At 43.2% G+C, this 13,773-nt stretch carries 11 protein-coding genes and 2 pseudogenes; 4 read left to right on the forward strand and 9 right to left on the reverse strand.

What is annotated here, in order from left to right; translation table 11 throughout:
* The first annotated feature begins 88 nt into the window (after positions 1-88).
* Positions 89-277 carry a hypothetical protein gene (locus MA_RS27550; protein WP_157860341.1) on the forward strand — a complete coding sequence of 63 codons (189 nt, stop codon included), beginning with the start codon at positions 89-91 and terminating at the stop codon, positions 275-277.
* Here MA_RS27550 and ilvC read toward each other — a convergent pair.
* The 4 genes from ilvC to MA_RS19760 form a co-directional block, all read right to left on the reverse strand.
* On the reverse strand, positions 252-1,259 hold the full coding sequence (gene ilvC / locus MA_RS19745; RefSeq protein WP_011023690.1) for a ketol-acid reductoisomerase: 1,008 nt from the start codon (positions 1,257-1,259) through the stop codon (positions 252-254). The genes MA_RS27550 and ilvC overlap by 26 nt on opposite strands.
* 361 nt (positions 1,260-1,620) lie before the next feature.
* Positions 1,621-2,106, reverse strand: a complete 486-nt coding sequence (gene ilvN / locus MA_RS19750) for an acetolactate synthase small subunit (protein WP_011023691.1) — start codon at positions 2,104-2,106, stop codon at positions 1,621-1,623.
* Positions 2,106-3,800: an acetolactate synthase large subunit gene (locus MA_RS19755; protein ID WP_011023692.1), complete on the reverse strand. Its 1,695-nt coding sequence runs from the start codon at positions 3,798-3,800 to the stop codon at positions 2,106-2,108. Before MA_RS19755 ends, ilvN begins: the two co-directional genes overlap by 1 nt.
* Positions 3,801-4,089: 289 nt before the next feature.
* A complete protein-coding gene (locus MA_RS19760) occupies positions 4,090-5,577 on the reverse strand; it encodes a (R)-citramalate synthase (protein ID WP_193589535.1) in 1,488 nt (495 codons plus the stop codon).
* Between the two features lie 318 nt (positions 5,578-5,895).
* Between MA_RS19760 and MA_RS19765 the strand changes: the two genes are divergently transcribed.
* A complete protein-coding gene (locus MA_RS19765) occupies positions 5,896-7,068 on the forward strand; it encodes a site-specific integrase (RefSeq protein ID WP_011023694.1) in 1,173 nt (390 codons plus the stop codon).
* Between the two features lie 350 nt (positions 7,069-7,418).
* Here the strand turns inward: MA_RS19765 and MA_RS19770 are convergent, their stop codons facing one another.
* The 3 genes and pseudogenes from MA_RS19770 to MA_RS19780 all read right to left on the reverse strand — a co-directional run.
* Positions 7,419-7,994 (reverse strand): hypothetical protein, encoded by a 576-nt coding sequence (locus MA_RS19770; RefSeq protein WP_011023696.1) that lies wholly within the window; start codon positions 7,992-7,994, stop codon positions 7,419-7,421.
* The gene (locus tag MA_RS19775) at positions 7,994-9,727 is read right to left on the reverse strand and encodes a hypothetical protein (RefSeq protein WP_011023697.1); all 1,734 of its coding nucleotides are present in this window, start codon (positions 9,725-9,727) and stop codon (positions 7,994-7,996) included. Before MA_RS19775 ends, MA_RS19770 begins: the two co-directional genes overlap by 1 nt.
* Before the next feature lie 280 nt (positions 9,728-10,007).
* Positions 10,008-10,220 (reverse strand): annotated as a pseudogene (locus MA_RS19780) (IS1634 family transposase); the annotation flags it as partial.
* A 126-nt stretch (positions 10,221-10,346) separates the two neighbouring features.
* Between MA_RS19780 and MA_RS19785 the strand changes: the two are divergent.
* Positions 10,347-11,147, forward strand: coding sequence for a transposase (locus tag MA_RS19785; protein WP_011023698.1), 801 nt, complete (start codon positions 10,347-10,349; stop codon positions 11,145-11,147).
* Positions 11,144-11,875 carry a transposase gene (locus tag MA_RS19790; RefSeq protein WP_011023699.1) on the forward strand — a complete coding sequence of 244 codons (732 nt, stop codon included), beginning with the start codon at positions 11,144-11,146 and terminating at the stop codon, positions 11,873-11,875. The genes MA_RS19785 and MA_RS19790 overlap by 4 nt, the downstream gene beginning before the upstream one ends.
* Before the next feature lie 153 nt (positions 11,876-12,028).
* On the opposite strand, the pseudogene MA_RS19795 reads toward MA_RS19790, so the two are convergent.
* Both MA_RS19795 and MA_RS19800 read right to left on the reverse strand, forming a co-directional pair.
* Positions 12,029-13,258 (reverse strand): annotated as a pseudogene (locus MA_RS19795) (IS1634-like element ISMac23 family transposase); the annotation flags it as partial.
* A 32-nt stretch (positions 13,259-13,290) separates the two neighbouring features.
* Positions 13,291-13,680 carry a DUF2341 domain-containing protein gene (locus MA_RS19800; protein ID WP_157860342.1) on the reverse strand — a complete coding sequence of 130 codons (390 nt, stop codon included), beginning with the start codon at positions 13,678-13,680 and terminating at the stop codon, positions 13,291-13,293.
* Positions 13,681-13,773: the final 93 nt, after the last annotated feature.

The following is a 13,773-nucleotide window of genomic DNA, read 5'->3' on the forward strand; positions in this document are numbered from 1 at the left end:
GGTCCCTTTCAACTACAGTGTCGAGTTTTAGGGTCACTTTTACCTGGTTGGCAGGCGGCCAGGACCCTGCCGGCACGGAGAAGAAAATTTGAAAGCTTCTGGCTCCGGTCTCGGAATAGATCAACCCGTTAATGAAGGACCAGCAGTCAGAAAAAGTCCAGAAAAAACTGGAAAAACAGAAAAAATCGAAAAAAAGAAATTGCCAAACCACCCGATAGGTGGCCTGAAACCGAAAAAAAGAAACTTAAAGCTCAGTCGTCATCAATCTTCTTGTTGAGCCAGGGGATGTTTGCCCGGATTTCCTTGCCGACAACCTCAAGAGGGTGTTCCTTTTCCTGGCGTTCCATGGCCTTGAGTACTGGGTGGTTGACCATGCCTTCAAGGACGAATTCCTTTGCAAATTCCCCGTTCTGGATCCTTGCGAGGGCCTCGTACATAGCTTCGCGGGATTCTTCATTGATGATCCTCGGACCAACAGTCATGCCACCGTATTCGGCAGTGTTGGAAACGGAGTGCCACATTCTCTCAAGCCCGCCTTCGTAGATAAGGTCGACAATGAGCTTGACTTCATGGCAGGTTTCGAAGTAGGCCATTTCAGGCTGGTAGCCTGCTTCCACAAGCACTTCAAAAGCGGTCTTGATAAGTGCGGAAAGTCCTCCGCAGAGGTCAACCTGTTCTCCGAAAAGGTCGGTTTCGGTTTCTTCACGGAAGGTAGTTTCGTAAACTCCGGCCCTGGTTGCGCCGATACCCTTTGCGTAGGCCAGAGCAAGGTCTCTTGCTTTTCCGGTTGCGTCCTGGTAGACTGCGATCAGGCCCGGCACTCCGATGCCTTCTGTGTATGTTCTCCTGACAATGTGTCCGGGGCCTTTGGGAGCGACCATGAAGACGTCAACGTCTTTCGGAGGCACGATCTGGTTGTAGTGGATATTGAAGCCGTGGGCAAAAACAAGGGCATTGCCGGCTTCCAGGCTGGGTTCAATCTGAGAATAGTAAACAGATGCCTGCTTTTCATCAGGTAGGAGGATCATGATAACGTCTGCAGCTTTTGCAGCTTCTTCAACAGTCATAACTTTCAGGCCGTCAGACTCGGCTTTTGCCCAGCTGGAGCTGCCTTTCCTGAGCCCGACCACAACATTGAGCCCGGACTCGTGCAGGTTTCTGGCGTGTGCATGACCCTGGCTTCCGTAGCCCATTATAGCAATTGTTTTATCTTTAAGTGCATCAAAAGTTGTTTCGTTATCATAAATTATCGTTGCCATTCCTTAATTCTCCTGATTGATTTTACTGAATTGTCCTTACTGATTTTACTGATTAATTTTACTAATTGATTTTACTGATCCGTTTTATTGATATATTCCTGATATATTCCTTAATTTTTTAATGAAAATTCCCTGCATTATTCAGGGAAGTACCTGAATTTAAACACAGAGGTTTCCCCGAGAATTAAACTGATTTCCGAAAAGTTAATGTTTCTGGATCCGGACAGCCTTCTGAAATATAAGGGGAGGCCGGAAACCCGGAAAGTTTATTAGAAGACCTTTAGGATTCGAAAAGGCTTCCGGCTGCCCCAATCTGTGAAAAAGAATTGAGCTGCTACCTCTCATTACCTGCCCTTAATATTTAAACCTTCTTTGGTCCTCGCACCATTGCAATCTTGCCTGTCCTGACCATTTCCTTGATCCCGAACTGGCGGAGAAGTTTTTCGATTGCCTGGATTTTACTTTCGTCCCCCGTTACCTCAACGGTCATGGACTTCGGGGCAACATCCACTATCCTGGCCCTGAAGATATTTGCAATCTGGATAATCTCTGCCCTTGTGTTCACATCCGCCGAGACCTTGATAAGGGCAAGCTCCCGCTCAACTGCGTCATCGCCCCCGATATCCGAGACCTTGATGACATCTATAAGCTTGTTGAGCTGTTTTGTTACCTGTTCGAGCACATGGTCATCCCCATGCACAACAATGGTTATTCTCGAAATATCAGGGTCTTCGGTAACTCCCACAGCCAGGCTGTCTATATTGTATCCGCGCCTTGAGAAAAGGGAGGCAACTCTGGAGAGCACACCTGACTTATTTTCCACAAGGACTGCAAGTGTGTGCTTCATCAGTGCTCCTCCAGGTCGATGATCTCATTAATTGCAGCTCCTGCCGGCACCATCGGATAGACATTCGCTTCACATTCAACAATCACTTCAACAACAGCAGGCCTTCCGGACCCTACAGCCTCTTCGATTGCAGGCCTGACTTCAGACGGCTTTTCCGCACGCAGTCCGAGCGCACCGTAGGCTTCGGCAAGCTTTACGAAGTCAACACTGCCCTTGATAAAGGTGTGGGAATACCTCCGGTCATAGAAGAGTTCCTGCCACTGCCTGACCATGCCCAGGTAACCGTTGTTCAGGATCACGGAAACAACCGGGATATCGTTTTGGACCAGAGTTGCAAGCTCCTGAGAGTTCATCTGGAAAGAGCCGTCGCCTGCGATATTGATAACGGTCTTATCCGGCTTTCCGACCTTGGCTCCCATGGCTGCAGGAAGCCCATATCCCATTGTACCGAGCCCGCCTGAAGTAAGGAAGGTCCTGGGTTTGCGGTATTTGAAGTACTGAGCTGCCCACATCTGGTGTTGCCCGACTTCCGTAACTATGATCGCATCTTTGCAGACTTCGGAAATCTGCTCGACAACAAACTGGGGCATTATAGTATCCGAAGACACATACCTGTAGGCAAGAGGGTATTCTTTCTTCCACTGGTTTATCTTTTCAATCCATTCCGCGGAATTGCAGCGCTGGATATATTTGATAAGAGACTTGAGTATCTGCTTTGCGTCCCCGACAATAGGCACATGGACCTTCACATTCTTGGAAATCTCGGCAGGGTCAACATCAATATGGATAACCCTGGCGTTGGGGGCAAAAGACTCGAGCTTGCCGGTAACCCGGTCGTCAAACCTTGCGCCCACAGCAATAATAAGATCGGACTCCTGGACTGCATAGTTTGCGTATTTGCACCCGTGCATTCCGAGCATTCCGACATAGAGGGGATGCTCGGTCGGGATAGCGCTTATCCCCATAAGGGTAGTGGTAACCGGAGCCATGAGAGTCTCGGCCAGCTCAACAAGTTCCGCACTCGCGTTCGAACTTATTACTCCTCCTCCTGCATAGATTATGGGCCTGCAGGAGTTTGCGATCTCTTCAGCGGCTCGTTTTATCTGCTGGGTATTACCCTTGTAAGTGGGCTTATAGCCTCTGAGTTCTACCTTGTCAGGATATTGTAAATCAATCTCTATATTCTGTACATCCTTTGGAAGGTCAATTAATACCGGGCCAGGCCTTCCGGTGGAAGCGATATGGAAGGCTTCTTTTACAATCCTCGGGATTTCTTCTGCATCCTGTACAAGATAATTGTGCTTGGTAATTGGCAGAGTGATGCCGGTAATATCTGCTTCCTGGAAAGCATCGTTTCCGATAAGGGGCCTTGGTACCTGGCCGGTTAAGGCTACAATTGGCACTGAGTCCATATATGCGGTGGCAATACCTGTTACCAGGTTAGTTGCTCCGGGACCTGAAGTAGAAACGCAGACCCCGGTCTTTCCAGTAGCACGGGCGTACCCGTCCGCAGCATGAGCTGCTGCCTGTTCGTGACGTACAAGTATGTGGCGCAGATCTGAATCATAGAGTTCGTTGTAGAAAGGAATGATCTGCCCTCCCGGATACCCGAAGAGCGTGTCAACCCCTTCTTTTTCAAGGCACTTTATTAGAGCCTTTGCGCCGTTGACTTTTTCTGTTGACCCGGTTGTCATTATTTATCTCCTTACTTATCTCTTAGTTTAACTGGATATACCCAGGTGGGTATCTTTCCAGTTAAGGGTGTGTTTACAAGAAATACTTTTTTATCTCTCACACTCACATTTTTTATTACTGGTTTAGTAAATACATCATAATCAATCATGTTATATATGGATGAGGGTCTCTCCGGGATTTAAGAGTGCCAGAGATCCCCTGTTTCAAAAATTTCTTCAAACAGGAAAAAGAGGAGAGGACAGAAAAGTCCTCCTGAGAAACCTTTGAAGTTCCGCATCCTTTTGTGACTTACTCTTCCCGGATAAGGCGGTTCATCCCGTTCATTACGGCTTCTACAGAGGCCATAATAATGTCCGTTCTTGCCCCGCTTGCAGTAATTACCTTTCCGTTCTTGGAAAGTTTTACTCTTACCTCTACAAGAGCGTCAGTTCCACCGGTAATAGAGTCTACATGGTACTCTTCAAGGACGACGTCTTCAGCACAGGAACTTACAGCTCTCCGGATAGCATTGATCACAGCATCCACGGGTCCGTTTCCGATTCCAGCCTGTACGATTTCTTTATCTTTTACATTGAGCTTTATGGAAGCGGTTGGAGTAACCCGGTTTCCAGATACAATGGTGAACTCTTCCAATTTTACAATAGGTTCTTTGTAAATATCAAGCACGGTTTCTGCGATGGTCTGCAGGTCTGCATCAGTGATATGCTTGCCCTGGTCGCCCATCTGCTTGACTCTGTTGAAGATTTCTTCAGTCTGGGCCTCATCAGCCTCAAGCCCCATTTCCTTTAAGGCGAGAGTGATGGAACTCCTTCCTGCATGTTTTCCAAGTACGATCTGGCGCTGTCGTCCGATATATTCGGGACTCATCGGTTCATAGGTTGACTTGTCAGCCAGAAGTCCGTGCACGTGGATTCCTGCTTCGTGAGTGAACGCATTTCCTCCTACAAGGGCTTTGTTGGGGGATACGGGAATTCCGGTAAGCCGGCTTACAAGCCTTGAAGTCCGGTATATCTGCTCGTGCTTGATACCGGTATCATATTTATAGAGCCACTCCAAGCTCATTACGACTTCCTCAAGCGAGGCGTTTCCGGCCCTTTCCCCTAAACCATTAATTGTCACATGAGACTGCTTTGCTCCTGCCGCAAGTGCAGCAACCGTGTTTGCAGTTGCTAAACCGAAGTCATTATGGCAGTGAATGCTTATCGGGGCTTTCAGGGAAGAAGACAGGTCCCGGAAAATCTCGGTGGTCTTTTCAGGCACCAGGAGCCCTACAGTATCGCAGAAACATAACCTGTCAGCTCCGGCATCTATTCCGTCGGAATAAATGGCTTTTAAGAATTCCGGGTCTGCACGCGAGGCATCTTCTCCGCTCAGCTCTACGATCAGGCCGTGGTCTTTGGCATACTCGGTAACCTCGGCTGCGATCTGCCTTACTGTATCCCGGTCCTTTTTGATTTTTGTTTTGATATGCAAGTCCGAAACTGGAGCTACAAGGTGGATCGAATCGACGTCGCACTCAAGAGCATGGTCAACGTCCATTTTTACAATCCTGCAGTAGCTGCAGATTTCGGCATCAAGCCCAGCATTCGCTACGGCCTTGATTGATTCCCTTTCCCCGGCAGAAGTAATTGCAGAGCCGGCCTCGATTACATTAATTCTCATCTCATCAAGGGCCCGGGCAATTAAGAGTTTCTTCTCTCTGGTCAGGGCTACGCCAGGTGTTTGTTCACCGTCTCTCAAAGTAGTATCCAGAAAGTGGATGTTTTCGAATAATATAATCCCTCAGTCTTGGTTTTTATTTCAATAGATCATTTTGCAGAACAGGGGAAAAATAAAATTGTTAATATTATATAATTGTACCCTATTTTGCAGCACTCATTTCACTATAATCGTACATATATTTTATCTCAGAAACCCCATTCTATCCGGGAATATTCCCGAATTTACTCCCGGGTTCTCCGAAACTTTTCTTCAATAGGTAGACCATAGTATTTTTAGTTTCCAGTTAACAATCCGGTCTGACTTATTAGTGCTTTTACTTTCACCCGGCTAACTCAGCCTTTATTTTGGCTGGCGTTAAGGAGAGTAGAGACTATGAGTATACACGAATATTATACCGATATTTGGCTTCCAAAATTAGAGGAGAAAATTCGGACTGCAGACTACCCCAAGAGAAACAGAGACCTCATTCTGAAGTTTGAAACTTACCTTTTTTCAGAGGGCCTGAAGTCCCTCAGAGTCCTGAAATATCTATTCGTCCTGGATAAGATCGCGAGTGGATCCTCAGTAAGTTTTTCAAAAATGAACGAGCACCATGTCCAGAAAATAATTGCTGATTTTGAAAGATCTGAGCTCGCAGCATCGACAAAACGAGATTACAAGGTAATCATCAGACGCTTCTTTAAATGGTTGAAGGGGGATAAGAGCCCGGCGGCATGGATAAAAGTTTCAAAGAAGGTCAGTGATCAGAAGCTGCCGGAATACATGATCACCGAGGATGAAGTGAAGCGGATGATAGAGGCCGCAAGCAACGCCCGAGACAAAGCTATCATCGCTTTACTGTACGACTCCGGGTGCAGGATAGGGGAACTCGGGGGCGTTAAGATCAAGAACATCACATTCGACCAGTATGGTGCCGTCGTTGTGGTGTCAGGGAAGACCGGGGCCAGGCGTGTAAGGGTGACTTTTGCAGCATCGTATCTGGCAGCCTGGCTGGATGTACATCCTTATAAAGAGAAGTCTGAAGCTTTCGTATTCATCAATCTGGAGGGAGTAAAGAAAGGAGAGCAGATGCAATATCAAGCTTTTCAGTACACGCTCAAGAAAATAGCAAAAGCAGCAGGTATAGAAAAGCGAATCCATCTTCACCTTTTCCGGCATTCGAGGAGTACTGAGCTCGCGCAATATCTAACAGAAGCTCAGATGGAAGAGCACCTTGGCTGGGCTCAGGGCTCAGAGATGCCCAGGACATATGTTCATCTTTCAGGAAAGCAGATTGATGATGCTATCCTCGGGATCTACGGGAAAAAGAAAAAAGAAGACACCATGCCAAAACTTACCAGCCGGATATGCACACGCTGCAAAAAAGAGAATGGGCCTACTTCATCATTTTGCGCTCAGTGCGGCCTGCCTCTCGATCCGCAGGCAGTGCAGGAAGTCCAGGTGCGTGAAGATGCAATGGCGCAAATCCTTGAACAGCTGATGAAGAATAAAGAGCTCCGGGACCTATGGAACGTGGCCGCTGAGGGAAAATCCTCGGAGTCGTAAGCGAACTGCTACACAGCTAAAGGATCGGAGGTTTTTACGCTTAATCACATGAGTCAGTTTTCGGGCAATTCCTCATCCACAACGGAGGATCTCCCGATATCTGACAGATCCACTTTCCGGAAGTCTTATCTTTTACAAGTTTTTCGCATTTCTGGCTCGTACAACGGCGAACAGAAGGCCTGAAACCCTCAGGAGGTGGAGTATTTGGTAAAGGACACTGCGAAATTTTCACAAGACTCTTTCCCGCCAGCTCGCAAAATCCCCGGGGTCCTTTCCTAGAAAGGTGAGGGCATTCCTTTTTTTCGCAGCGGGTGATTGTTTGAGGGCGTTTTGCCATTATAATCACGATATTAAACCTTGATGAGCCATAGTTCGTCTGGGTAATATCCTAAACCTTGACCGAACCTATCGTATATCTGAACAGTCACGCTATTGTTTCCAGCTCTGCAAATGCTCGTAATGTTTGCAAGGCCGTAGAACTGCTCATTTCCGAATGGATTAAATCCTATTTGTTGAAAATTCAGCGTACCATGTGGGGTGATCGCTCTGATCGCGTCATCCACGTACAGATTTGCGGCTACAGTTTTGCTCGATGAAAGATATATAAGTCCATATCCGTTCCATGAGAAGATAAAAGTTCCGAGGTCTACAACTTCACCCATATATGCCGCGGATCTGTGCCAATAGTCACAAACTTTGATCGGTAAATGCGTCTGTGATGCCACTACGTACCCACCGGCTTTCTGCGGAAAAAGCAGCACCCTATCACCTGGAACCGGCCCAGAAAGTTTCTCGAGGACCTCATAGCCCCGATAAGACGGAACAAGGATAACACGGTCACCCACCGCAAAAGAAGTTTTCAACGGCCAAGAAAGAAATCCCGTTTTCGTCTGGATGAACGCCCTTCTGTCTCCCGACTCTGCCATCAGTCATCTACCTCAACAGTCACTGTTTTTCCGGAATTTGTTTCCATGGTTACTGTTGAACCGTCCACGGAAGTTACGGTCCCGGCTTCAGCTTCTGACAGGCTATCCAGCCCGGTCTCGATCAGGGAGGATATAGTCGAAAGCAAATCGTCATTGATAGAAATAGATCTTCTGATAGCGTTGTTCCTCTCCACCTGGGCAGTCACCGAGACCGTTTCATTCGCCATTTCCAGACTGTACGTAATCGACGTAATCCGGAGCCAGCCCAGACTCGTGATACTATCTGGAAATCGTGAATCTGTGAATTGAATTTTTTGATATAAGCGCAGATCATGCCGTTTTTTGAAATTTAATTCAACCGTTACCGGTCTGACTGAAAAATAATCATACAGAATTGCTGCCCGAGAATCAGCTGCAGTCTGTGACCCGGCAAATGATGAGGGTTCCTCGATATACTCTCTTGGCCATTCTTCGCCTGCAGTCACTGCAGCACTCTCCTGAACGGCCGCATACCAGTTTCCGGATGCATCGCAGCCCCTAACCCTTACCCTGTTAATCCTTTCTTCTACTGAAACACTTATCTTAGGGATATCAACAAGAAGGTCTTCTTCCCAGTTGATTGTCTCGGCAGTTAATCCGAGACCGTTCTCGGAATCGTCGATATCGTCCTCGGGAATGAAATACGCCCGGGCTTCAAGGTCCCCGGAGGGGTCCGTGTCCCAGTATACATAGAAAATGTACGAACACCAGTCACAAATTTCCTGTATCGCAGATAGCTTGGAAGTTTTCGCAGTCAGGGAAATTTCCTTGTTTCCTGCTGTTGGAACTGAAATCTTGTACGGGACAATACCGGTTTCTTCGAGGAGATAAGAGATCCAATGATCCCATGTAGTGCGGGATCCCGTCAGAGACATTACTTGCGCATCCGTGGGGATGTACTGTTTTGCCAGGTAAATCCCATAGTCAAACGCCTCAATACTGCCTGACTTTCTCGCGTGTGTATATGCAAGATCCGGAGCCGGAACAACTCCATAGAATATCCTATTCAGGTTGCCAGATTTGTCAGTTGCGTTCCAGTAACAGTGCGAATACTCGTCAATGTCAATTTCACCTGCATAGGAAATTGACATTCTCCAGTAGGCATCCGAAATTGAACGAGTGATTGAGATTTTTGTTGCAGTACCAATTGCGTTTGCAATGTTGATAATTTTTTGAAGTGGGAGAACAGAAGCAGAAACAGCAACAAACCCTTCCCCCGAAAGAGTGTCAAGTGAGAGAGAAGAATTCCCAGAACTTGAAAAAATGACCGTTCCGGAACCTGAAAGAACATCTCTCAATATTGAAATTTCTCCGTCCCCTGAAATTATAATGGTTCCGGTTCCAGTGCCGGCATCTGTAAGGACATCAGCATTTCCAGAACCTGAAACAATTATATTTCCAGAAGCGTCTAAGTAATCATCTATAACAAGTGGTTCGGTAGGGACAAATTGGGAATTTGGATATACGCATACTAAAGACGCTGTTGGAGGGCTGGAAACATACTTTCTGAATCTAATATATGATACTCGGAGGTCACAATATCCTGTAGAGGTAGTGTCACCAATAAATATTCCATCTGTATCTGTGATAGTTCCAACACCGATTGCCTTATTTTCCTGCGAACTCTGCAGATTCCAATCAGTGTCAAAAAGATAATAATTTGAGCCTGTAGATGAATCGGAATCGTCAGCCACACATCTGAATATGTACTCTCCTTCGGAATATGACCCTCCTGTCTTCCATGTTCCTGACTCTCTGTAATTCCAGTATGATTGAGAATCACGTACTGGGATTATTGCAGCTATCTTTCTGTTTGATGTAGATCCATCGCATAGATACAGAGCTACTTGATCATATGATCCTATAGATCCTTAATTTGACAGTATCCACTAATTGATATTGAAAATCTATCCTATTCTTAGCTCAAACTAATTTGACACAAGGTTATGAATCCATCTAATTTTATAATAAATTCTATGGAATAGTGCCCATTTTTGTTACAATTAAACTATTGATCTTATCAAAATTAGCAAAAATATAATTTCTGAGTCCATTTTTCACGAACTTTATTGTAAGTGTCAAATTTTTCAAGCTTTTTTTGATGAATTTTGTGGATTTGTGCTTGATTTCCTCAAATTCATATCGCATCAGCGATATGAATAATTGAGCAATAAATCCCAGTATAATGATAGCGTCGTAAAAGTATAGGACTGTTAAATTTATGATAAAATGTTGCAGATTCCGTTTCTTTTTTATCACAAATCAAATCACTTATATATTGCTAACACTTTCATCACATAAAATACATACTTTTTGAGTGATAATATGTTTTCTCCCAGAAAAGGAAAGCAGACTACTTTCATTTATGGCCCTGAGATTTATGAGAAACTCGTATCAAAAGACCATCTTCTTTACAAAATTAATGAGTCAGTAGATTTCACTTTCATCAATGAAGAATGTCGTAATCTTTACTCAGAAAATATGGGTAGACCTGTAACGAACACTCCTGAAATCATGTTTAGATCAGCTATTGTTCAATCTCTCTATAATTACTCAGATCGAGAAATGGAATACGAAGCACGCTATAATATAATGGTAAAATGGTTCATTGGTCTGAATCTTGACGACTCTTCCTATGATCATAGTGCACTTGGACGTTTCAGAGATCTTCTGGGGGAAGATAAATGGAAAGAGATATTCTTCAGGCTATTAAAGCAAATCGAAAGTGCTGGATATGCTAAAGGTAAAGCGTATGTAGACGCTACTCATGTAATAGCAAACATTGCAATTCCAGGTACAATAAACCTGTTAAGACAGGGAATTAAAGATGTAATGAAAGCTATTCAGGAGATAGATCCCGATCTATATGAGGAGCTTGGTGGGGAAAAAATTGCCAACGATGATAAAAAGGTGTACAAGTTAAGGCCTGAAGAAAAAGAAAGCAAGCTGGTCGAACTGGTTAAAAAAGCCAGAGAGATCAACCAGAAATCCGAATGTATTGGGGGAAAAGTAAGTGAAAAAAATAAGCAACTGAAACGGATTCTTTATGAAAACGTAGAAGAAAATGAAAATAAAATCGTAAAAAAAAAGATGAAACTGCAGACAGACTCGTGAGCCTTGTTGACAAAGATGCAAGACATGGTGCTAAATCAGATAAGAAAAAGTTTACGGGATACAAAGTAAACTCAATTATGTCGGAAGACGGATTCATAAAAAACATAAATGCAACTCCAGGTAATTCCTATGATGGAGACATACTTATCCCTTTAATTGATGAAATGATAGAACATGGATTTAATGCAAGTGAGGTGGTTGGAGATACCGCTTATGGAGAAGTTGACAACAGGAATAAGCTGTTGCTCAAAGGGATAACTGTTATAGCTCCTTTTAAAAAGGAAACTAATAAGGGGGTTTTTCCACAAAGCAAATTTACAATCGAGGAACATGGGGTTACATGTCCTGCAGGATGCAGGACAATGGTATGGAATCACAATAAAAAGATTGAAACAATCACGTTCTATTTTAATAAAAATGATTGCGGAAACTGCAAATTAAAGGAAAAATGTACTGTCCAGAAAAGAAGGACGATTACCATCAGTCAACATTATGAGCTACTAAAAATAGCAAGAGAATACAATAAAACTGATCATTTTAAGGAAGATATGAAACAAAGAGCTCATATCGAACCAAAGCAAGGAGAAATGAAAAGATATCATGGATTGGTGAGGGCAAAATATTGGGGACTTCCAAAGATGAATATACAAGCAACAATGAGTGCAATTGTGGTCAACGTAAAAAGATTTATCACAATGAATAGCTGTGGCTATCAATTAGCATCATAAAATATGTAAAAAGAATGAAAAATTGAAAGAAAAGGATGAAAAGAATGAATTGGTTTGATGAAAATTACTCCAAAAATTGGAGGATATTTATGAAGTGCAAAATCTTGCGCTGAAATTTTTATGATGGCTGACCATTAGCTACTTTTACGACTCTATCATAATAGCTCCATGAATGCTATTTTCTGACCAAACCCTTAACGGCTTAATCTGTATTTCGTTTTTAAGCGAGTTGAATATTTTCTCTATAGAGTCCTTTTCTCGATATATTTCCAGTGCCTTTTCAAGTGTCAAATTCTTGTTTGATATAAGGCAGAAAAATCCTTCTCTTCCATTAATTATGGAACTCTTTAGGAGTTCTATCGCTTCATCATCACTAAGCTCTTCGAGCTTAGTCTTAAAAGAATAGTCAATCTCAATCAACTCATTGTTTATTCTGAATTTTTTGGGAAGCTTTTTATTTTTGACAATTATCTCCTGTATCTCTTTTGCTTCCTGTAACTTCTTCAGAACAGTTCTTGCCTTTGCTTCCAATTGTTTTTCTTGTAATGATTCTGATAAATAGAAATACTTAATGCTATTTGGCTTGACTATTTTTATCCCATAAATTCCTTTCTCAGAATCTATCTGTTCTGCTTTAGTTACATCAAATTTCTCAATGATTTTATCGTCACTTGAATTCAGTTTCATGGAAGTAAGATATGTCATCTTATCTTCCTGTATCAGCTTTATGTTTTCAACTGTATTAGCGCCTTTATCAAAAACAATAAGAGATCCTTTTTTGAGTTTACTTTTTACCTTGTTATACGTCTCAGGAAAATGTTTCAGATCAAGAACATTTCCTTTGTTTACTGTAACTCCAATGGGTATGTTAATTGGTTTTTTGAGTTCGCTTACTCCAACTGTTATCTGAAGCTTATCAGGTCTATGATCTCTGCTATATCCAAACTTTCCAAGCTTGGATTTTGTGCCGTAAAGAGTTATACTTGTCCAGTCAAGGTTTATATCTGTCTCTTCAAAATCATAAACGGAAAATAGATTGCCTAAAATATCAGAAAGAATCTCCTCTTTGTTGCGCCCCAGGATCTCAAGTGTTCTGTAAAGAACCTTTTCATGAAAACTCTCGAGATTCAAAATCTCGAGAATTTCTTTCTGATTTAACCATTTGCCAGCTTCTTTAATGCTAAAATTCTCGGTGAGCTTGTAGCTCACCAAGCCTATTAATAAACTATTGAGATCTAAACCTCGGCTTTTATGCTTACCAAAAACATCAGAGAAATTAAGTTTTTCATAAAAGTATTGGACAGCAAGCATCGAGCCGATAGGAACACATATATTCTTGTTAGGAATAGTAGGGAATGCTCTTATTTTTGTTTTTAGATTCATCAAACCAATAACGAAAATAAGAGTATTTATTTTTATAGAAATGTCAAACTAAGGATAGATACTTGGTTTGCTCGTATCTCCATAATATATTTTGAAGGAAGATCAAGATCGTACCTCTGTGCGCCTCCTACTAAAGAAGATGTAGGATTATAAAACCTAAGATACTCTCCATATGTTGTTACTGCAATATTTGACGTATCCCATCCAGAAGTCGAGTTTTTATCAAAAAATTCATCAAACACATCATCTGGAGAGCTTTCAGATTCTGCTTCCTGATTTCCATAGTAGAAAAGGAATTCTCCGATTCCGATTGGCAACTTTACCCATACAGAAAAATATGTGGATTCTACGCTTTCGATAGCGTATTTTATCTCCTCGCCATAGGGAGTGCAAAAACGGAGATCTGCGCCGTCGTCTTGCATCTCCGGCTGTTTAGGTACAGAGATTAATACCTGTAGTCCGTCTATGGAAACAACAGAATCAAGTTTGATAAGTCCGTAAGAATCCCAACACGA

The sequence above is a fragment of the Methanosarcina acetivorans C2A genome (assembly GCF_000007345.1).
In the GTDB taxonomy this organism is placed as follows: domain Archaea; phylum Halobacteriota; class Methanosarcinia; order Methanosarcinales; family Methanosarcinaceae; genus Methanosarcina; species Methanosarcina acetivorans.

Excerpts from the sequence above, each read along its gene's own strand:
- ilvC (WP_011023690.1), bottom strand. The coding sequence starts at position 1,259 with ATGGCAACGATAATTTATGATAACGAAACAACTTTTGATGCACTTAAA.
- ilvN (WP_011023691.1), bottom strand. The coding sequence starts at position 2,106 with ATGAAGCACACACTTGCAGTCCTTGTGGAAAATAAGTCAGGTGTGCTC.
- MA_RS19755 (WP_011023692.1), bottom strand. The coding sequence starts at position 3,800 with ATGACAACCGGGTCAACAGAAAAAGTCAACGGCGCAAAGGCTCTAATA.
- MA_RS19765 (WP_011023694.1), top strand. The coding sequence starts at position 5,896 with ATGAGTATACACGAATATTATACCGATATTTGGCTTCCAAAATTAGAG.
- MA_RS19770 (WP_011023696.1), bottom strand. The coding sequence starts at position 7,994 with ATGGCAGAGTCGGGAGACAGAAGGGCGTTCATCCAGACGAAAACGGGA.
- MA_RS19800 (WP_157860342.1), bottom strand. The coding sequence starts at position 13,680 with ATGCAAGACGACGGCGCAGATCTCCGTTTTTGCACTCCCTATGGCGAG.